Origin of the sequence: Enterococcus sp. DIV1316a, from assembly GCF_050536915.1 — a bacterium.
In the GTDB taxonomy this organism is placed as follows: domain Bacteria; phylum Bacillota; class Bacilli; order Lactobacillales; family Enterococcaceae; genus Enterococcus; species Enterococcus faecalis.
In genome coordinates, this window is the sequence record NZ_CP172913.1 from 753646 (window position 1) to 773666 (window position 20021).

General features: G+C 38.5%; 20 protein-coding genes. 18 read left to right on the forward strand and 2 right to left on the reverse strand.

The window, feature by feature from the left end:
* Positions 1-4 precede the first annotated feature (4 nt).
* The 7 genes from IGL56_RS03695 (at position 5) to recN (ending at position 6427) form a co-directional block, all read left to right on the forward strand.
* The gene (locus IGL56_RS03695) at positions 5-850 is read left to right on the forward strand and encodes a bifunctional methylenetetrahydrofolate dehydrogenase/methenyltetrahydrofolate cyclohydrolase (RefSeq protein ID WP_002355876.1); all 846 of its coding nucleotides are present in this window, start codon (positions 5-7) and stop codon (positions 848-850) included.
* Between the two features lie 9 nt (positions 851-859).
* Complete coding sequence (gene xseA, locus IGL56_RS03700) at positions 860-2206, forward strand: exodeoxyribonuclease VII large subunit (protein ID WP_002355877.1); 1347 nt, start codon at positions 860-862, stop codon at positions 2204-2206.
* Between the two features lies 1 nt (position 2207).
* A complete protein-coding gene (locus IGL56_RS03705; RefSeq protein ID WP_002355878.1) occupies positions 2208-2438 on the forward strand; it encodes an exodeoxyribonuclease VII small subunit in 231 nt (76 codons plus the stop codon).
* On the forward strand, positions 2438-3319 hold the full coding sequence (locus tag IGL56_RS03710) for a polyprenyl synthetase family protein (protein ID WP_002355879.1): 882 nt from the start codon (positions 2438-2440) through the stop codon (positions 3317-3319). The genes IGL56_RS03705 and IGL56_RS03710 overlap by 1 nt, the downstream gene beginning before the upstream one ends.
* Before the next feature lie 13 nt (positions 3320-3332).
* Positions 3333-4148: a TlyA family RNA methyltransferase gene (locus IGL56_RS03715; protein WP_002355880.1), complete on the forward strand. Its 816-nt coding sequence runs from the start codon at positions 3333-3335 to the stop codon at positions 4146-4148.
* Between the two features lie 138 nt (positions 4149-4286).
* Complete coding sequence (locus IGL56_RS03720) at positions 4287-4736, forward strand: arginine repressor (RefSeq protein WP_002355883.1); 450 nt, start codon at positions 4287-4289, stop codon at positions 4734-4736.
* Between the two features lie 17 nt (positions 4737-4753).
* Positions 4754-6427 (forward strand): DNA repair protein RecN, encoded by a 1674-nt coding sequence (recN, locus tag IGL56_RS03725; protein WP_002386195.1) that lies wholly within the window; start codon positions 4754-4756, stop codon positions 6425-6427.
* A gap of 90 nt (positions 6428-6517) precedes the next feature.
* Here the strand turns inward: recN and IGL56_RS03730 are convergent, their stop codons facing one another.
* Both IGL56_RS03730 and IGL56_RS03735 read right to left on the reverse strand, forming a co-directional pair.
* Positions 6518-6628 (reverse strand): DUF4044 domain-containing protein, encoded by a 111-nt coding sequence (locus IGL56_RS03730; protein WP_002383399.1) that lies wholly within the window; start codon positions 6626-6628, stop codon positions 6518-6520.
* A 67-nt stretch (positions 6629-6695) separates the two neighbouring features.
* On the reverse strand, positions 6696-7661 hold the full coding sequence (locus IGL56_RS03735) for a magnesium transporter CorA family protein (protein ID WP_002386196.1): 966 nt from the start codon (positions 7659-7661) through the stop codon (positions 6696-6698).
* A 244-nt stretch (positions 7662-7905) separates the two neighbouring features.
* On the opposite strand from IGL56_RS03735, the gene IGL56_RS03740 reads away from it, so the two are divergent.
* From IGL56_RS03740 to ftsZ, 11 genes are all read left to right on the forward strand, one after another.
* On the forward strand, positions 7906-8298 hold the full coding sequence (locus tag IGL56_RS03740) for a DUF3397 domain-containing protein (RefSeq protein WP_002383401.1): 393 nt from the start codon (positions 7906-7908) through the stop codon (positions 8296-8298).
* Between the two features lie 234 nt (positions 8299-8532).
* On the forward strand, positions 8533-9018 hold the full coding sequence (gene mraZ / locus IGL56_RS03745; RefSeq protein ID WP_002383402.1) for a division/cell wall cluster transcriptional repressor MraZ: 486 nt from the start codon (positions 8533-8535) through the stop codon (positions 9016-9018).
* A 14-nt stretch (positions 9019-9032) separates the two neighbouring features.
* A complete protein-coding gene (rsmH, locus tag IGL56_RS03750) occupies positions 9033-9989 on the forward strand; it encodes a 16S rRNA (cytosine(1402)-N(4))-methyltransferase RsmH (protein ID WP_002355891.1) in 957 nt (318 codons plus the stop codon).
* Positions 9990-10005: 16 nt separating this feature from the next.
* Complete coding sequence (gene ftsL, locus IGL56_RS03755) at positions 10006-10413, forward strand: cell division protein FtsL (RefSeq protein WP_002355892.1); 408 nt, start codon at positions 10006-10008, stop codon at positions 10411-10413.
* A complete protein-coding gene (locus IGL56_RS03760) occupies positions 10413-12641 on the forward strand; it encodes a penicillin-binding protein (RefSeq protein ID WP_002381310.1) in 2229 nt (742 codons plus the stop codon). Before ftsL ends, IGL56_RS03760 begins: the two co-directional genes overlap by 1 nt.
* A 27-nt stretch (positions 12642-12668) precedes the next feature.
* Positions 12669-13634 (forward strand): phospho-N-acetylmuramoyl-pentapeptide-transferase, encoded by a 966-nt coding sequence (gene mraY, locus IGL56_RS03765; RefSeq protein WP_002355894.1) that lies wholly within the window; start codon positions 12669-12671, stop codon positions 13632-13634.
* A 22-nt stretch (positions 13635-13656) separates the two neighbouring features.
* Positions 13657-15027, forward strand: coding sequence for a UDP-N-acetylmuramoyl-L-alanine--D-glutamate ligase (gene murD, locus IGL56_RS03770; protein WP_002355895.1), 1371 nt, complete (start codon positions 13657-13659; stop codon positions 15025-15027).
* A 4-nt stretch (positions 15028-15031) separates the two neighbouring features.
* Positions 15032-16123, forward strand: a complete 1092-nt coding sequence (gene murG / locus IGL56_RS03775; protein WP_002355896.1) for an undecaprenyldiphospho-muramoylpentapeptide beta-N-acetylglucosaminyltransferase — start codon at positions 15032-15034, stop codon at positions 16121-16123.
* 8 nt (positions 16124-16131) lie between these two features.
* On the forward strand, positions 16132-17256 hold the full coding sequence (locus tag IGL56_RS03780) for a cell division protein FtsQ/DivIB (RefSeq protein WP_002355897.1): 1125 nt from the start codon (positions 16132-16134) through the stop codon (positions 17254-17256).
* Positions 17257-17429: 173 nt separating this feature from the next.
* On the forward strand, positions 17430-18752 hold the full coding sequence (gene ftsA / locus IGL56_RS03785; protein ID WP_002355898.1) for a cell division protein FtsA: 1323 nt from the start codon (positions 17430-17432) through the stop codon (positions 18750-18752).
* Positions 18753-18778: 26 nt separating this feature from the next.
* A complete protein-coding gene (gene ftsZ, locus IGL56_RS03790) occupies positions 18779-20011 on the forward strand; it encodes a cell division protein FtsZ (protein ID WP_002355899.1) in 1233 nt (410 codons plus the stop codon).
* Positions 20012-20021 lie beyond the last annotated feature (10 nt).

A 20021-nucleotide genomic window follows, 5' to 3' on the forward strand; every position in this document is an offset into this window, starting at 1 on the left:
AGGAATGAGTACAGTAATTAACGGTCGTGAATTAGCAGATCAAATGCAAGCAGAGATTCAAAAAGATGTAGAAAAGATGACACAACAAGGCATCCAACCAGGATTAGTTGTTTTATTAGTTGGGGAAAATCCTGCCAGCCAAACGTATGTGAGAAATAAAGAACGTGCAGCAGCCAAAATTGGCATTCTGTCAAAGGTCGAAAAACTACCAGAAACTATTTCAGAAGAAGAATTATTGGCTGAGATTGACAAATATAATCAAGATTCACGCTTTCATGGCATTCTTGTACAACTACCTTTGCCAAAACATATTGATGAAGAAAAGATTTTATTAGCGATTGATCCCAAAAAAGATGTAGATGGGTTCCATCCAATGAATTTAGGCCGTTTGTTTGTAGGCAAACCTGAAATGATTCCTTGCACGCCGTATGGAATTATGAAGATGTTTGAAGCCTATGATATTGATTTAACAGGTAAACGTGCGGTGGTTATTGGTCGAAGCAATATTGTTGGCAAGCCAATGGCACAATTATTGTTAATGAAAAATGCGACCGTGACGATTGCCCATTCTAAAACTGAACATTTAGCAGAAGTTGCAAAAGAAGCGGATATTTTAGTTGTAGCAATTGGACGCGGGCATTTTGTCACCAAAGAGTTCGTGAAACCAGGTGCGGTAGTGATTGATGTGGGTATGAATCGCAATCAAGAAGGAAAACTGATTGGTGATGTAGCATTCGATGAAGTTTCTGAAATTGCAAGCTATATCACGCCGGTTCCCAAAGGTGTTGGCCCAATGACGATTACCATGTTAATGTATCAAACAGTCGAGGCAGCAAAAAAACAAAAGTAAGGTGAAAAAATGACGCAACAATATTTAACAGTAACAGCCTTAACGAAGTATTTAAAACGTAAATTTGATGCAGACCCTTACTTAGGACGTGTCTATTTAACAGGTGAAATTTCGAACTTTCGCTTCCGAGCGAACGCGCATCAGTACTTCAGTTTAAAAGATGACCATGCGAAGATTTCTGCAATTATGTTTAAATCAGCCTTTCAAAAATTGAAGTTTCAACCAAAAGAAGGCATGAAAGTCATGGTGGTGGGGCGGATTTCGCTTTATGAAAACAGCGGCTCCTATCAAATTTATATTGAACATATGGAACCAGATGGTGTAGGTGCACTTTATCAAGCATTGGCAGAATTAAGAGAAAAACTAGGAAAAGAAGGACTTTTTGAAGGGCCTAAACAACAGTTGCCTCGTTATCCCAAACGAATCGCTGTGGTTACAAGTCCTAGTGGTGCTGTTATTCGGGATATCATTACGACAGTCAAAAGACGGTATCCGATTGCACAACTGGTCCTTTTTCCAACCTTGGTTCAAGGCGAGCAGGCGGCGGATGACATTGTGCGGAACATTCAGCGAGCCGATGCGCAAGGCGATTTTGATACGATGATCATCGGCCGTGGCGGTGGTTCAATCGAGGATTTATGGCCATTTAATGAAGAAAAAGTGGCTCGGGCCATTCATGCTGCCACCACACCGATTATTTCATCGGTTGGTCACGAAACAGATGTGACAATTGCCGATATGGTAGCAGATGTTCGTGCAGCAACGCCAACGGCAGCAGCGGAACTAGCGGTACCAGTTTTAAATGAAGAACTATTAAGAATTAGTGAACGGCGTAGTCGTTTAGAACAAAGCTTTTTATATCTCTTACAACAACGAACAGAACGTTTCCAACGACTACAAAATTCTTATGTGTTTAAGCAACCTGAGCGGCTTTATGAAGGTCAAACGATTAAATTAGATCGAATGACGCAACGTCTTTTCCAAGCAATGACAACGATTCATCACCAAAAACAACGTCAAGCCCAAGGAATTATCGCTCAATTGCAACAACAGACACCAAAGGGACAATTAAGAGAAAGTCAGCAACAATTGGCATTTTTACAACGAAACTTGCAAACACAAATGACACAATTGTTCCTAAACAAACAAAAGCAATTCACGTCTGCTGTTCAACAATTAGACTTACTCAGCCCACTCAAAATTATGGGTCGAGGATATAGTTATACTACAAAAGAGGACCGTGTCGTTAAAACTGTTACCGAGTTACAGCCAGCAGATCAATTAACGATTCATTATGCTGACGGTACAGTTCAAGCAAACGTCGAAACAATAACAGCGAAAAAAGAGGAGTTTTAACATGCCAGCAAAAGAAAAAACGTTTGAAGAATCATTAAATGCCTTAGAAGAAATCGTTCAGCGCTTAGAACGAGGAGATGTTCCTTTGGAAGAAGCCTTAGCTGCCTTTCAAGAGGGCATGGCATTAAGTAAACAATGTCAAGATACATTGGAAAAAGCGGAAAAAACTTTAACGAAAATGATGACAGAAAACAATGAAGAAATTGTTTTTGAAGAGAGCGAGGAAGCGTAATGACGAATTTTAGTCAACAGCATTTACCGTTGGTTGAAAAAGTCATGGTCGATTTTATCGCAGAATATACTGAAAATGAGCGTTTGAAAGAAGCAATGCTCTACTCAATACACGCAGGTGGCAAACGATTACGCCCGCTATTAGTGTTAACAACAGTGGCCGCTTTTCAAAAAGAGATGGAAACACAAGACTATCAAGTGGCTGCCTCTTTAGAGATGATTCATACGTATTCATTAATTCATGATGATTTACCAGCAATGGACGATGATGATTTACGTCGTGGCAAACCAACCAATCATAAAGTGTTTGGTGAAGCGACTGCCATTTTAGCAGGGGACGGCTTATTAACAGGTGCATTTCAGTTACTTTCTTTGAGCCAATTAGGCTTAAGTGAAAAAGTTTTACTGATGCAACAACTGGCAAAGGCAGCGGGGAATCAAGGCATGGTTGCCGGCCAAATGGGTGATATTGAAGGAGAAAAAGTCAGCTTGACTTTAGAAGAGTTAGCGGCTGTTCATGAAAAGAAAACTGGAGCGCTAATTGAATTCGCCTTAATTGCTGGGGGCGTATTAGCCAATCAAACAGAAGAAGTCATTGGTTTACTGACACAGTTTGCGCATCACTATGGCTTGGCTTTTCAAATTCGTGATGACTTATTAGATGCCACAAGTACAGAAGCAGATTTAGGTAAAAAAGTAGGCCGAGATGAAGCGTTGAATAAAAGTACGTATCCAGCTCTTCTAGGGATTGCTGGCGCGAAAGATGCGCTAACACATCAATTAGCAGAAGGCAGCGCTGTTTTAGAAAAAATCAAAGCAAATGTTCCCAACTTTTCAGAAGAACATTTAGCAAACTTGTTAACTCAGTTACAATTGAGATAGAAAGAAGGCACTTATGAAAAAAGAACGCGTCGATGTCTTGGCGTTTAATCAAGGACTATTTGAAACACGAGAAAAAGCCAAACGCAGCGTGATGGCTGGTTTGGTTTACAATGATAAAAATGAACGTTTAGATAAACCAGGGGAAAAAATTTCTGTGGAGACACCCTTACATACTAAGGGCCAAGTAATGCCTTATGTTTCTCGTGGGGGCTTAAAACTAGAGAAGGCACTAAATGTTTTTGCAATCAACGTTCAAGGCAAAACAATGCTAGATATTGGTTCCTCCACAGGTGGTTTTACCGATGTTGCTTTACAAAATGGGGCTCGTTTGAGTTACGCTTTAGATGTTGGCTATAACCAACTAGCATGGAAAATTCGGCAAGATGAACGCGTGGTGGTAATGGAACGTACCAATTTTCGCTATAGTAAACCTGAAGATTTCACCGAAGGGGTGCCGGATATTGCAACGATTGATGTTTCCTTTATTTCATTACGCTTAATTTTGCCACCTCTTCATGATATTTTGAAAAAAGGTGGTAGTGTGGTGGCGTTAATTAAGCCACAATTCGAAGCTGGCAAAGAGTTTGTTGGGAAAAAAGGAATCGTGCGTGATCCAGAAACCCATCAAATGGTTGTGGAGGAAATTACACGCTTTGCCATGAATAACGGTTATGATGTGAAAAACTTGGATTTTTCACCAATCACTGGTGGCGAAGGAAACATTGAATTTTTGGCACATTTAGTTTCTGTTGAGGGAGAAGGATCCTATCAAGCGACAGAATCCATTGAAGAAGTTGTCGCGCATGCGCATCAAAAATTAGCGGAATGATGAGAAAAGTTAGAAGAAAGAAGTGGACGCCTATAGGTGAAAGCTTCTTTTTTGTATAAATCTAGTAATTCATCTTTTAAAATGCATAAAAATAAGCTATGATGAGGGCAAGAGTAAACTGAAAAGGAGAGCGGCGCCATGAGAAAGCAAGATAGACACCGTTTAATTACACGTTTATTGACTGAAAAAAATATTCAAAAGCAAGAAGATTTTGTCCACTATTTACAAGAAAAGGGCGTAGCTGTTACACAAGCAACGATTTCTCGCGACATTAAAGATATGAAACTGATCAAAGTTCCTTCTGCAGAAGGGGGTTATCGATATAGCCTTCCATTAGAAACACAAGCTAATACGAGTGCTAAACTTGCAAAGCTTTTAAAAGATGCCTTTGTAGCTGCAGAACAAATGGAAAAATATGTCGTATTACGAACCATTCCTGGCAATGCGGCGGCGTGTGGTAGTTTAATCGAAAAGAATTACCAAGAGAAACTTTTTGCCGTCATCAACGATGATGATAGTGTTCTCATGATTGCACGAACTGAGGAAGCAGCAGAAAAACTTCATAAAGAGCTGTTAAGCTATCTATAAAGAATGAGGTGAACAAGATGTTACAAGAACTTTCCGTGAAAAATTTTGCGATTATCTCTTCGTTACAATTAGAGTTTCAAATGGGTATGACCGTTTTAACGGGAGAAACGGGTGCGGGGAAATCCATCATTATTGATGCAATGGGATTACTCACAGGCGGACGTGGCTCCAGTGACTATATTCGTCAAGGAGCAAATAAATGCACCTTAGAAGGACTTTTTTCAATGCCGAAAAGTCAAGAATTAAAGCAATTATTAGAAGAATTAGGTATTGAAACAGAAGAAGATTCTTTAGTGATTCAACGAGATATTTCCGCTTCTGGTAAAAATGTTTGCCGTGTCAACGGACGGATTGTCAACATTACTAATTTAAAAAGAATTGGAGAATATTTAGTAGATATTCATGGCCAAAACGAACATCAAGAATTGATGCAAAGTGAACGCCATATTGATATGTTAGATGAATTTGGTGGGAAAAAACTTTTAGCAGTCAAAGAAAAATATACACAGGCGTATCAAGAGTATCGCGCACTCGAAGCCAAAGTCAGAAAGCGACAAAAAAATGAAAAAGAATTTGCCCAAAGAATGGACATGCTTCATTTTCAAAGTGATGAAATTGCTAGTGCACAGTTAGTCGCTGGCGAAGAAGAACAATTGCTAGAAGAACGCAATAAACTGAACAATTTTCAAAAGATTGCTGATGCACTGACGATTAGTTATGCCGCGCTAAATGGTGAAGACGATAGTAGTTTGGATAAAATCGGAACAAGTATGAATGAACTCGCTTCGATTGAATCCCTTGATCCAGAATATAAATCATTGTCAGATACTGTTCAAAATGCCTACTACTTACTACAAGAAGCTAGTGGAGATCTTTCTAGGTTGATTGATGGCTTAGAACTAGATGAAGGCCGCTTGAATGAAGTAGAAAATCGTTTGGAATTAATCCGTCAAATGAAACGTAAATATGGTGATTCGATCGAAACGATTTTATCTTACTATGAAGAAATTACCAAAGAGTTAGCAGAGGCTGATTTTTTGGAAGGCGGTACAGGTGACTTAGAAGCGTTGCTTGCAGAGAAACAACAAGCGGCTCATCAACAAGCGTTAGCTTTGCGAAAAGAACGAAAGCGCCTAGCCAAAGAGCTCGAACAACAAATTTTAACCGAATTAAAAGAACTATATTTGGAGCGAACGGAATTTGAAGTCCGCTTTACAGAACTTGAGCATTTACAAGAAAATGGCTTAGACGGAGTAGAATTTTATATTACTACTAACCCAGGGGAACCATTAAAACCGTTAGTTCGGGTGGCTTCTGGCGGAGAACTTTCGCGAGTGATGTTGGCTATGAAAACAATCTTTTCTCAAACGCAAGGGATCACTAGTATTGTTTTTGATGAAGTGGATACAGGAGTCAGTGGCCGGGTAGCACAGGCGATTGCCGATAAAATTTATCAAATTTCAGAAAATTCGCAGGTGTTGTGTATCACGCACTTGCCACAAGTGGCAGCCGTTGCTGATGAACATTATTTTATTGAAAAAGAAATTGTGGCGGGTCGGACAGAAACAAGCGTCCGAATTTTATCTGAAAAAGAGCGAGTAAACGAAATTGCACGTATGCTCGCAGGAAGTGAAATTACGAAATTAACCATTGAACATGCACAAGAGCTGTTGGCGATGGCGAAAAAATAGCCGCTCTATTTGAGCAAGTAAAAAAACAGCCCCTTCAATTGATAGAAGGGACTGTTTTTTTACTTTTAATGTGTGAAAAAGTTCTCCAGTTTAAAGACTAAGAATTGCTGTTAAAACAGTTGAACCTACAATTGCGATCAGCATTAGCCAAACCACGACTTTCGTGATTTTTGAAAAGCGACTTTGTTCTTTGTCGTTCATAAATGACACGTCCTTTTTAATTTCTGCTAATAGTGTACAACCTTTTCCTGAAAACAGCAACCTAAAGTTATAAGAGATTCTTTTTCTTTAAAATTCGAATACTAATTATGCAGATTAAGGTAGTGATGGCAAAAATAATCCAAAAGGAATATTCATGCTCTGCAAAAGGGAGTTTCACATTCATGCCGTAAATTCCTCCGATGATGGTTGGAATGGTCAGGACAATTGTTAAGGATGTTAAAATTTTCATGACATTATTTAAGTTATTTGAAACGATTGCTGAAAAAGTATTACTAATGTTATCAACTAATTTTAGTTGTATTTTAGTCGTATTCAGTCCTTGTTCTAGTTCAATCAGAATATCCCTTAAAAATGGCAAATGTTTTTCTGGATGATTAAAAATTTCAGCGCTATATAAACGTTTTAATACTTTTAAATTATCCGTTAAAGCTGCTTCAAAATAAACTAGACTTTTTTGAATGTCCATAATCTGATACAATTGACTATTTTCTGTGGCTACTTGGAGCTCTCCTTCAAGTTTGTTGGTTTGTTGGATAAGTGCTTGTAAGTTTTTATTGAAGGAAAGGGCCATCTTCCATGAAAGGGCTAAAATTAAGGCCTTCTCAATAGAAAGATCTTGATGGGTGAACGCCTCTTTTTGAATTCCATGAACGATGTCGTTAGGCCCATTGCTAACAGTAATTAGTTTGTTATCGACGGTTGCGATTAAAGCAATTGGCACCGTTTCTACTTGCAGATAGCCACTAGGACTGATACTAGCTTTGGGATAACGAAATAAAAGTAACGTAGGCGTTTGTAATTTTTCGTGGCGGAAACCTTCCACTCGAGCATTTTCTTCATCATCTAAAACGCCGGTAAGATAATCTGTTGGTAAGTGGTATTGATTGACGAGACGCTCGATTTCTTCTTCTGTAGGAGATTCTACCGAAATCCAACTTAGGGCTTCATCGTCTGGTGAACAAGGTTCAAAATAGTCATTTTTCAATAATAAATAATTAATCAAAAGATTCACCCCGAATCAACATTTTTTGTTCTAAATCCATTATAATAGAAGTATGACACAATACGAGAAGAAAAGCTTATAAAAAACATTCAAAAATAAGTGGCCGCGATAGGTGAGGCCTCGTTTTGAAAATGGTTTGATAAGTAATCCGTTTTTTATATGAAAAAGCAAGCAAAAAGGGCTTTTAGCACATATATTTAAACGAAATGAAACATCTGTGTAACGTTGATGAAGTATAGTTATAGCAGGTGGAATGAAAGGATTTGTTGAGAGAATGGTGTCGTTTTCGGCAATAATGTTATTTTGGTATATTTTTCCGGTAATTGTGCTCTTTGCGTGCAATTTTCTCGTGTCCACTTTTTCCCTAACGGAACGTTGGAAAATAAAAGCACCGGATTTGGCCATTCCGTTTTTATTCATAGGGATCCATGAGTTATCCAAAGATAGTTATGATGAATCGATTATGCCGTATTTTGTGATTTCTATTTTGTTATTAGGAGTCGCTGTTGCCCTGTTTCAAGCTTATTATTATGGAGAGATTTTATATAGACGATATTTCAAGATGTTTTGGCGGTTGACGTTTTTACTAACGTTTGTGTTGTATGTGTTGCTTATCTTGCTAAATATCAGTCATTATCTACTGTAATAAAGCGTGGAGACAATAGGGGAAATACGCTGTGGGAAAATGTCCCCCACAACTCCCCACTCCGTGGGGTTTTTTTGTTATTTGTGGGGTTATTTTATAAAAAAACATAGTAAAAACCTTGTTATAATAACATTTTTTGTTGGGTGATGCTTGTTACATAAAACCCTGTAAATATTACAGAAATTTTAAATAACAGTTAAAAAATAGAAGTTTTTAGATTTATAGTGGTAGAAAGTGGTGGGATGTGGTAGACTTGTTCTATCAAGTGGAAAAGCGGGTGTATTGGCTATGCTTATGGGTGAATACCAACATAATATCGATGCCAAAGGCCGCCTAATCGTTCCATCAAAGTTTCGTGAGGAACTTGGTGAAAAATTTGTGGTAACGAGAGGGATGGATGGCTGTTTATTTGGTTATCCTTTAAATGAATGGTCACAACTTGAAGCAAAACTTCAAGAAATGCCCTTAGCTAAGAAAGATGCACGTACCTTTGTACGATTCTTTTATTCCGCTGCAACAGAATGTGAGATTGATAAGCAAGGTCGTATCAATATTCCAGCGAATTTACGAACACATGCCAGTTTAGAAAAAGGCTGTGTTGTTATCGGCGTCTCTAACCGAATTGAAATTTGGAGTGACGAACGTTGGCATGCATTCTCTGATGAAGCTGAAGAAAACTTTGATGAATTAGCAGAAACAATGATTGATTTTGGATTTTAGGAATGAGGCAAATGATGACTGAAGAATTTCGCCATTACACCGTTCTTTTAAAAGAAACAGTGGATGGATTACAAGTGAAGCCGGATGGCGTATACGTAGATTGCACACTCGGTGGTGCCGGACATAGTGAATACTTACTGACACAATTGAATGAGCACGGTCATTTATATGCCTTTGATCAAGACCAAAAAGCGTTGGCACATGCTAAGACTCGTTTGCAGAAATATGTAGACAAAGGTCAAGTGACCTTCATCAAATCAAATTTTAGAAATATTAAAGAAGAATTGGCAGAACACGGGGTGTTCCATGTTGATGGGATTCTATACGATTTAGGTGTTTCTTCACCACAATTAGATGAAGCGGAACGTGGTTTTAGCTATCATCAAGACGCGCCCTTAGATATGCGCATGGATCAAGACGCACCCTTGACGGCTCGCGAAGTGGTGAATACGTATAGCTATAGTGAGTTAGTAAAAATTTTCTTTCGTTATGGGGAAGAGAAATTTTCGAAACAGATTGCTCGAGAAATTGAACGTGTTCGTGAAAAGCAACCAATTGAAACAACAGGTGAACTCGTTGAGATTATTAAGACGGCGATTCCAGCTCCAGCAAGACGCAAAGGTGGACATCCTGCAAAACGAATTTTCCAAGCAATTCGCATTGCCGTTAATGATGAATTAGGGGCAGTTGAAGAGTCGCTAGAACAAGCAATTGATTTGCTAGCGAAAAATGGCAGAATCAGTGTGATTACGTTCCATTCGTTAGAAGATCGTATTGTTAAAACAATGTTTAAAGAATACAGTACGGTACAAGATTTGCCACCAGGCATTCCAGTGGTACCAGAAGAATTTCAACCAGAATTAAAAGTAATTACCAGAAAACCAATTTTACCAAGTGACAGTGAGTTATCTGAGAATAATCGTTCACGAAGTGCGAAGTTACGCATTGCCGAAAAAATAAAATCTAGATAGAGAGAGGGGTAGACACATGGCTGAATTGAAGAAAGTAAATGATTTCCATTATGAAGCACCAGAAATGGATCAGCCAATTGTGGCAACAGAGCAAGACAGAAAAATGCAAGAGGAAACACTACCTGTCCCCACTCTATTACCCAAAAAGAAACTAAAAAATGTCTCTTTACTAGAAAAATTAATCGGTGTTGTATTAGTTTGTGCAACGATTGGTATTGCAATTGCGACAATTCAAGTAAGAACGACAATTGTCCAAACCATGAACGATATTACAGAAACACAAGCAGTCATTAAAGAAAAGGAAGATAACGCTTTGAAATTGGAACAAGAAAGAAGCGAACTTTCTAAATCAGATCGAATCAAAGATGTCGCTAAAAAACAAGGACTAGAAAATAACGGCGACAATGTTAGGACTGTTAAATAATGAGTAAAAGACATAAATTTAAACAATTCATGAAAAAGAAAAACTTAAATCCGATGAACAATCGTAAAAAAGTAGGCATCATTTTATTCGCTACGAGTATTGGATTGTTCTTTTTATTTGCCTTTAGAACGACATACATTGTGGCAACAGGCAAAGTAGCCGGTGTATCACTAAAGGAAAAAACAGCTTCTCTATATGAAGGAAGCCAAGTGGTAAAAGCTAAGCGAGGATCAATTTTAGATCGATATGGTAATCCAATTGCAGAAGATGCTACTTCCTATTCGTTATATGTCGTATTATCAAAAAAATATACGGGACAAAATAATGAAAAGCTATATGCGGAGAAAAAAGACTTCGATGATATTGCTGAAATTTTAGCGAAATATACCAAACTAGACAAAAAAACAGCATTGAAATACTTGAATAATGGGATCCATGAAGATGGGTCAACACAATATCAAGTGGAATTTGGTACGGGTGGTCAAAACATCACCTTGGAAACACGCCAAAAAATTGAAGCAGATTTGAAAAAGAAAAAAATTTCAGGTGTTTATTTCAATGAACATCCAGCCAGATTATATCCCAATGGTCAGTTTGCTTCTCACTTTATTGGCTATACAAAAGCAGCCAATCCAGATGATGATAAAGAAGGCTTAGTAGGCGCAATGGGACTAGAACAGACCTATAATGATATTTTAAGTGGAACCGATGGCCGTGTGTATTTTGAAAAAGATATTTATGGCAATGCCTTACCAGGAACTGTGGCGGAAGAGAAAAAAGCAGTGGATGGTCAAGATATTTACACGACGCTAGATAGTCGCTTGCAAAATACCTTAGAAGATTTAATGACGCAAGTTAATGAAAAATATGAACCAGTTTCTATGACTGCCATGTTAATGGAAGCAAAAACAGGCGAAATTGTTGCCATGTCTCAACGGCCAACATTTAATCCTGAAACGAAACAAGGGTTAGACGATAATGGCACGTGGCAGAACCTATTAGTTGAAAGTCCTTATGAACCAGGCTCAACAATCAAATTATTTACAACAGCTGCTTCTATGGAACAAGGACAGTTTAATCCTAATGAATTATTCAATCGTGTTGGTGGAATTCAGGTTGGGGATGTAACTGTGAATGACCATGACTACACTCGGTTGAACGGCAAAGAATATTTGAATTATCGTCAAGCCATTTCTTGGTCTAGTAATATTGGTATGGTAAAACTAGAACAAAAAATGGGTGATGAAAAATGGATGGAGTATTTGAAAAAATTTGGTTTTGGTACGAGCACGCATTCAGGTTTAAGTGGTGAATCTGCTGGTAAATTGCCAGGAACAAACTTTGTAGATAGAGCAATGTCGGCATTTGGTCAAGCAATTACGGTTACTAATTTCCAAATGATGAAAGGTTTCTCAGCTATTGCAAATGACGGTTCAATGTTGCAACCTCATTACATCAGCAAAATTGTTGACAAAAATACAGGAAAAGAAACGATTACGGAACCACAAATCGTAGGAACCCCAATCAAAGCGCAAACAGCTCAACAGATTCGTACGTACATGATTGATACTGTTGAAGACCCGACTTACGGGATTGCGTATGATATTTATAAAGTGCCAGGCTATCATGTTGCTGCCAAAACAGGAACTGCCCAGATTTCAGATGGTAAAGGGTACGTTGATGGAGCAAGTCAAGTCTTGTCTTCTGTAGTGGAAATGGTCCCAGCGGATAATCCTGAATATGTTTTGTATATTACACTTAGACAAGCAAAATCAGGTTCGCCTTCAGAAGCAATGGCGGCAATTGCAAACCCATTAATGAAATTAGCGTTAGACATTAAAGAGACAGATCCGGAAACAACGAAAGTAGCTTCTGATAAAGTCACAGTTGCTGATTATAAAAACATGACGCCAGCGGAAGCGTTGGCCAATGCCAAAGTGAACGGGGTGGATCCTGTGATTATCGGCGATGGTGAAAAAATCAAGAAACAATCAACGCCGTCTGGTCAAACATTAATGCCTAATCAAAAATTGATTTTGATCACAAACGGAACGAACTATATGCCTGATTTAACCGGCTGGTCGAAGAGCGATGTTACCAAGTTTGGCGATCTATTAGGTTTGACTGTCGAGTTTAAAGGTGAAGGCTATGTGACGAAACAAAGTATCGCTGCTGAAACTGAAATTACGGAGAAAAAATTAACCGTGACTTTAGAAGGCACAGAATAATAACGTAGAATAATTAGGAGAGATAACATGGAGTGGACACAGATTTTTATTCCCATAGTGGTGAGTTTTGCCATTACAGTGAGCGTAATGCCACTATTCATTGGCTATTTTCAAATGAAAAAACAAGGGCAGGTTACTCGTGAAGATGGCCCAACTTGGCATAGCGTGAAAACAGGTACCCCTACAATGGGGGGAGTCGTTTTCCTTGTAGCCAGCTTGATTACTTCATTAGCAATGGGGTTGTTTTTCCACCAATTTACGCCGTCTCTACTAATTATTCTATTTATTTTAGTATTATACGGTTTGCTAGGTTATTTAGATGATTTCATAAAAGTCTTTAAAAAACGGAACATGGGCTTGAACTCTCGTCAAAAATTAATTGGTCAAATTTTTGGTGGGTTGGTTTTCTACTTTGTTTATCGAAGTGAAGGCTTTTCAGACACCTTAGATTTGTTTGGAGTAGCAGAAGTTCCGTTAGGTATTTTTTATGGCGTGTTTATTATTTTTTGGTTAGTCGGTTTTTCTAATGCCGTGAATTTGACAGATGGGATTGATGGCTTAGTTGCTGGTTTAGGAACAATTTCATTTGGTACTTATGCAATTATTGCCTGGAAACAACAACAATTTGATGTTGTGATTATCTGCCTAAGTGTGATTGGTGGTCTGATTGGCTTTTTCCCTTATAATAGAAAACCAGCAAAAATCTTCATGGGTGATGTTGGTTCATTAGCATTAGGTGGATTGTTAGCAGCAATTTCAATTATTTTGCATCAAGAATGGACGCTACTTTTAATTGGACTTGTCTACGTTTGTGAAACAGCAAGTGTTATTTTACAAGTTGCTTCATTTAAATTATTTGGTCGACGGATTTTTAAAATGTCACCAATTCATCACCATTTTGAAATGTGTGGTTGGTCTGAATGGAAAATTGATTTTGTCTTTTGGTCTGTCGGTTTAATCTGTTCAGGAATCACATTATGGATTCTTTTCTAATCTATCAAAGGGGAAATTGACAATGAAAAAAATAACAACCTATCAAAACAAAAAAGTGTTGGTTTTAGGACTAGCTAAAAGTGGTGTCAGCGCAGCGAAACTCTTACATGAGTTAGGTGCGCTCGTTACCGTTAATGACGCAAAACAATTTGATCAAAACCCTGACGCCCAAGATTTATTAACCTTGGGTATTCGTGTTGTTACAGGAGGGCATCCAATTGAATTGTTGGATGAAGAATTTGAACTAATCGTTAAAAATCCTGGTATTCCTTATACAAATCCACTTGTGGCAGAAGCACTAACTCGGAAAATTCCTATCATAACTGAGGTGGAATTAGCAGGTCAAATTGCCGAATGTCCAATTGTCGGCATTACGGGCACCAATGGTAAAACAACCACGACCACGATGATTGGTTTACTGCTAAACGCTGACAGAACGGCTGGTGAGGCACGTTTGGCGGGAAATATTGGTTTTCCAGCGAGTACGGTGGCTCAAGAAGCAACGGCCAAGGATGATCTTGTGATGGAACTTTCTAGTTTTCAGTTAATGGGAATTGAGACGTTTCACCCACAAATTGCAGTAATTACAAATATTTTTGAAGCACACTTGGATTATCATGGTTCGCGGAAAGAATATGTTGCTGCAAAATGGGCCATTCAAAAAAACATGACCGTAGAGGACACCTTGATTTTAAATTGGAATCAAGTAGAGCTTCAAACGTTAGCCAAAACCACAGCTGCCAACGTATTGCCTTTTTCAACGAAAGAAGCAGTAGAAGGGGCTTATCTTTTAGATGGGAAATTATATTTTAATGAAGAATATATTATGCCCGCCGATGAGTTAGGTATTCCTGGCAGTCACAATATTGAAAATGCACTCGCAGCGATTTGTGTAGCTAAATTAAAAAATGTATCGAATGCTCAGATTAGACAAACTTTGACAAACTTTTCAGGCGTTCCCCATCGAACGCAATTTGTTGGCGAAGTTCAGCAAAGACGTTTTTATAACGATTCAAAAGCAACCAATATTTTAGCTACAGAGATGGCGTTAAGTGGGTTTGACAACCAAAAGCTACTTTTACTTGCGGGTGGCTTGGATCGCGGTAACTCATTTGATGAATTGGTTCCTGCTCTGCTGGGACTCAAAGCAATTGTTTTATTTGGAGAAACCAAAGAAAAATTGGCGGAAGCTGCTAAAAAAGCGAACATTGAAACAATTTTATTTGCTGAAAATGTTCAAACGGCGGTTACCATTGCCTTTGATTATTCGGAAAAAGATGATACTATTTTACTATCACCTGCTTGCGCAAGTTGGGATCAATACCCGAATTTTGAAGTACGCGGGGAAGCCTTTATGCAAGCTGTTCAACAATTAAAAGAAAGTGAAATGTGAGAAAATGAAGATACTAGTAACTGGTGGTGGCACAGGTGGGCATATCTATCCTGCGTTATCCTTCGTCGAACACGTCAAAAAAGAAGCACCTGCAACAGAATTCTTGTATGTGGGAACAGAAAATGGTCTAGAAAGTCAAATTGTGCCAAAGGCGAAAATTCCATTTAAAACGATTAAAATTCAAGGATTCAAGCGTTCGCTAAGTCCTCAAAATTTTAAAACAATTTATTTATTTTTAACAAGCATTAATAAAGCAAAAAAAATTATTCGTGAATTTCAACCAGATGTGGTCATTGGTACAGGCGGTTATGTTTCTGGTGCAGTAGTTTATGCGGCCCACCAATTAAAAATACCGACAATTATTCATGAACAAAATAGTATCCCTGGAATGACAAATAAATTTTTAAGTCGTTATGTAGATAAAATTGCGATTTGTTTTCCGGATGTCGCTAGTTTTTTCCCGAAAGAAAAAACAATTTTGACAGGGAACCCGCGGGGACAAGAAGTCGTAACGGTGGAAAAGTCAGCTATTTTATCAGAGTTTGGCTTAGATCCAGCAAAGAAAACGGTGGTTTTATTTGGCGGAAGTCGTGGTGCCTTGAAAATCAATCAAGCGTTTGAACAGGCCTTTCCTTTGTTTGAAGAGAGAGAGTATCAAGTTTTATACGCTTCAGGAGAAAGATATTATCAGGAACTTCAAGAAAGTCTAAAGCTTTCTGAAAAGAAATTGACAAACATAAGTGTGCAACCGTATATTGATAAAATGGTTGAAGTGATGGCTAATACCGATTTAATGGTGGGACGTGCAGGAGCAACCTCAATTGCGGAGTTCACCGCATTAGGATTACCAGCAATTTTAATTCCGAGTCCTTACGTCACGAATGATCATCAAACGAAAAACGCGCAAAGCTTAGTAAAAGTTGGTGCTGTTGAAATGATTCCAGATGCAGAATTGACCGGCGCTCGTTTAGTTGCGGCAATTGATGATATTTTATTAAACAATGAAAAAAGACAACAGATGGCAACGGCGTCCAAAGGGGAAGGCATCCCAGATGCAAGTGATCGTTTGTATCAAGTTGTGAAAACGTTAGTCTGAGATAGGAGGTGTGGAAGATTAGTAACGAGAACGATATATTCAAAAAAAGAAAACCATTACCTCCAAAAAAATCGGAAGAGTCTCAACCTGAACTGACACCTTGGCAAAAACAAAACCAAGAATATTTGAAGAAGCAAGCGGAAGAAGCTGCTTCAAAAGGTGAAAACGAACAAGCAGAAGTCACCATCACTTTACAAGAACAAAGTCAAGAAGAGCCTCAACAACATCTTCCACAAGAAACAGTGGAAGAAGAGGAGCATTTTGCAGATCGTTTACCGAACGTTAAGAAAACACGGAACAAGCGCTTATATAGGCGTTTAGCCTTTATTTTAACTTGTTTAGGGACAGCCATTTTAGTGGCATTGTATTTTGTTTCGCCTCTTAGTCGATTGAGTGAAGTAACAGTTTCAGGTAACAAAAGTGTGGAGAGCCAAGCAATTATTCAGCAGTCAAAACTTGAAACGGGCAGTGGCTTATGGGAGCAGTATTCAAATAGAAATTATTTTTCTGCAAATATTCAGAAAAAGTTTCCAATTATAAAAAAGGCGAACATTAAGTTAAATGGTATTAATTCATTTAAAATTGATATTCAAGAGTATCAAATTGTCGCTCTTGCTGCGACTAAAGGCGGCTATCATCCGATTTTAGAGAATGGTAAAACTTTGGCGGAAACCACCAAAGCTGCTGAAAGTGGCAAACCAATTTTTGAGAATTTCAAAGAGGATAAATTAATCCCTGAATTAATGGCCTCTTACAACAAATTACCTCAAGAAATTAAACAAGGAATTTCAGAAATTAAATATGCACCATCAAAAACCAATAAAGACTTGATTAATGTCTATATGAATGATGGAAATCGAGTGATTGTTAATATTTCTGATTTAAGTGAAAAAATGGCTTATTATTCACAAGTAGCCGAGCAAATGGACAAACCTGGAATCGTTGATATGGAAGTCGGCATTTTTTCTTATCCGTATGAAAAAGAAAGTGAAGAAACGGGCAGTGAAGTTTCCGAAGATTCAGCGGTTGAAAATCAAGAAGTTGTGGACCCAAATGCAGGCGCAGCAACGGATGAAGCGAATAACGGTACGCCGACAAATGGAGAAAATCAAGAAGTGCAACAAGCAGAATAAGTTTTTTACAAAAATGTTTCAAAAATTAACGAACAAATTCGTATAATCTGCTTTCTAAAACCCCCATTTTTATGGTAAAATTGGAAGAAGTGAATAATACTAAAAAAGAGATAGTTAAACGGACGCCTTTGTCCGCTTAGATATTGGAATTAATAGGAGGAGGAATTCCGTTCATGGCAAAAACAGGAATGTATGTAGGCCTCGATATTGGTACAACTTCTGTCAAAGTAGTTGTCGCTGAATATATTGAAGGTCAAATGAACATCATCGGCGTTGGAAATGCAAAATCAGACGGTTTGAATCGAGGGATTGTCGTCGATATTGATCAAACAGTTCAAGCAATCCAACGGGCCGTTCGACAAGCCGAAGAAAAAGCCGGCATTCAAATTAAAAGCGTAAATGTTGGATTACCAGCGAATTTATTAGAAGTAGAAAGCTGTCAAGGAATGATAGCTGTTAGCAGTGAATCAAAAGAAATTACAGATGAGGATGTGCGCAACGTCGCATCTGCAGCTTTGGTTCGTTCAACTCCTCCTGAACGTCAAATTGTTGCAATCTTACCGCAAGACTTTACCGTCGACGGCTTTGAAGGCATCAAAGACCCACGTGGAATGCTTGGCGTTCGCATGGAGATGTTTGGCGTTGTCTATACTGGACCAAAAACAATCATCCATAACATCCGTAAATGTGTTGAAAAAGCTGGCTTAGGAATTAACGAATTAGTGATTACACCGCTTGCTTTAACGGAAACAATTTTAACAGATGGCGAAAAAGACTTTGGAACAATTGTCATTGATATGGGTGGCGGTCAAACAACGACATCTGTTATCCACGACAAACAATTGAAATTTACTCATGTTAACCAAGAAGGCGGTGAGTTCATCACGAAAGATATCTCAATCGTATTGAATACTTCTTTTAACAACGCCGAAGCCTTAAAAATTAATTATGGGGATGCTTATCCAGAAAGAACTTCAGCAAACGAAGAGTTTCCTGTTGATGTTATCGGTAAGTCAGAGCCTGTAAGAGTGGACGAACGTTATCTTTCAGAAATTATTGAAGCGCGTGTGGAACAAATTTTGAGAAAATCAAAAGAAGTTCTGGATGAAATTGATGCGTTTGAATTACCTGGAGGCGTTGTGTTAACTGGCGGCGCCGCTAGTATGCCAGGTATTGTCGATTTGGCGCAAGAGATTTTTGAAGCCAACGTAAAACTATACGTACCAAATCACATGGGCTTACGTAACCCAGTCTTTGCTAATGTCATTAGCATTGTGGAATATTCAGCGCAACTAAACGATATTTATCACATTGCCAAATATGCAATCCCTGGTGAAAAATCGAAACCAGCACAATCAGTCGCTGTCCAACAAGAAGTTCGCTATGACACATATGCTGAACAGCCTCAAGAAGAATACGAAGAATTCAACGAACGTGAGTCTGGTGAAAAAGTGACAGGCAAAATCAAAGACTTCTTCTCGAACATTTTCGACTAATCACACAAACAGGAGGATACGATATCATGGAATTTTCATTAGACAATAACATTAACAACGGTGCAGTCATTAAAGTTATCGGTGTAGGTGGCGGCGGCGGAAACGCTGTAAACCGTATGATCGAAGAAAACGTTAAAGGCGTGGAATTTATCACAGCCAATACAGACGTTCAAGCATTAAAACATTCAAAAGCAGAAACAGTGATTCAATTAGGCCCTAAATACACTCGTGGTTTAGGTGCCGGTTCACAACCCGAAGTTGGCCAAAAAGCTGCAGAAGAAAGTGAACAAGTGATTTCAGAATCATTACAAGGCGCGGATATGATTTTCATTACTGCTGGTATGGGTGGCGGAACTGGTACAGGTGCTGCCCCAGTAGTTGCAAAAATCGCTAAAGAATTAGGCGCTTTAACAGTTGGTGTAGTAACTCGTCCATTTAGTTTTGAAGGTCCAAAGCGTGGTCGTTTTGCCGCTGAAGGAATTGCCTTATTAAAAGAAAACGTTGATACACTATTAATTATCTCAAACAACCGCTTATTAGAAGTCGTTGACAAGAAAACGCCAATGCTTGAAGCATTTAGAGAAGCTGATAATGTATTACGTCAAGGTGTTCAAGGGATTTCAGATTTAATCACTGCACCAGGTTACGTAAACTTGGACTTTGCTGACGTGAAAACAGTGATGGAAAACCAAGGAACAGCTTTAATGGGAATTGGTGTAGCGAGCGGCGAAGAACGCGTAATTGAAGCAACGAAAAAAGCTATTTCTTCACCATTGTTAGAAACATCAATCGATGGTGCGGAACAAGTCTTATTAAACATTACTGGTGGCTTAGATATGACCTTGTTTGAAGCGCAAGATGCTTCAGATATCGTTACAAATGCTGCTTCAGGTGATGTGAACATCATCCTAGGTACATCAATCAACGAAGATTTAGGCGACGAAATTCGTGTAACAGTAATCGCTACAGGTATTGATGAATCAAAAAAGGATAGAAAACCGCACCGTCAAACAAGACAAGCGGTTCAACCAATGCAACAAACAACTCAATCTGTGGAAATGGATCAACCAAAATCACAAGAAGAAGCAAGTGCTTTTGGCGATTGGGATATTCGCAGAGAACAAAATACACGTCCAAAAGTTGATGAATCTTCATTAGAACAAGTAGACAAAAAAGAATTTGACACATTCCACCGTGAAGAACCAAATCACAATGATGACGAATTAAGTACGCCACCATTTTTCCGCAGAAAACGATAAGGAGCATCGA

Coding starts and splice junctions, on each gene's coding strand:
- IGL56_RS03695 (WP_002355876.1), top strand. CDS start 5: ATGAGTACAGTAATTAACGGTCGTGAATTAGCAGATCAAATGCAAGCA.
- xseA (WP_002355877.1), top strand. CDS start 860: ATGACGCAACAATATTTAACAGTAACAGCCTTAACGAAGTATTTAAAA.
- IGL56_RS03705 (WP_002355878.1), top strand. CDS start 2,208: ATGCCAGCAAAAGAAAAAACGTTTGAAGAATCATTAAATGCCTTAGAA.
- IGL56_RS03710 (WP_002355879.1), top strand. CDS start 2,438: ATGACGAATTTTAGTCAACAGCATTTACCGTTGGTTGAAAAAGTCATG.
- IGL56_RS03715 (WP_002355880.1), top strand. CDS start 3,333: ATGAAAAAAGAACGCGTCGATGTCTTGGCGTTTAATCAAGGACTATTT.
- IGL56_RS03720 (WP_002355883.1), top strand. CDS start 4,287: ATGAGAAAGCAAGATAGACACCGTTTAATTACACGTTTATTGACTGAA.
- recN (WP_002386195.1), top strand. CDS start 4,754: ATGTTACAAGAACTTTCCGTGAAAAATTTTGCGATTATCTCTTCGTTA.
- IGL56_RS03730 (WP_002383399.1), bottom strand. CDS start 6,628: ATGAACGACAAAGAACAAAGTCGCTTTTCAAAAATCACGAAAGTCGTG.
- IGL56_RS03740 (WP_002383401.1), top strand. CDS start 7,906: ATGAAAGGATTTGTTGAGAGAATGGTGTCGTTTTCGGCAATAATGTTA.
- rsmH (WP_002355891.1), top strand. CDS start 9,033: ATGACTGAAGAATTTCGCCATTACACCGTTCTTTTAAAAGAAACAGTG.
- ftsL (WP_002355892.1), top strand. CDS start 10,006: ATGGCTGAATTGAAGAAAGTAAATGATTTCCATTATGAAGCACCAGAA.
- IGL56_RS03760 (WP_002381310.1), top strand. CDS start 10,413: ATGAGTAAAAGACATAAATTTAAACAATTCATGAAAAAGAAAAACTTA.
- mraY (WP_002355894.1), top strand. CDS start 12,669: ATGGAGTGGACACAGATTTTTATTCCCATAGTGGTGAGTTTTGCCATT.
- murD (WP_002355895.1), top strand. CDS start 13,657: ATGAAAAAAATAACAACCTATCAAAACAAAAAAGTGTTGGTTTTAGGA.
- murG (WP_002355896.1), top strand. CDS start 15,032: ATGAAGATACTAGTAACTGGTGGTGGCACAGGTGGGCATATCTATCCT.
- ftsA (WP_002355898.1), top strand. CDS start 17,430: ATGGCAAAAACAGGAATGTATGTAGGCCTCGATATTGGTACAACTTCT.
- ftsZ (WP_002355899.1), top strand. CDS start 18,779: ATGGAATTTTCATTAGACAATAACATTAACAACGGTGCAGTCATTAAA.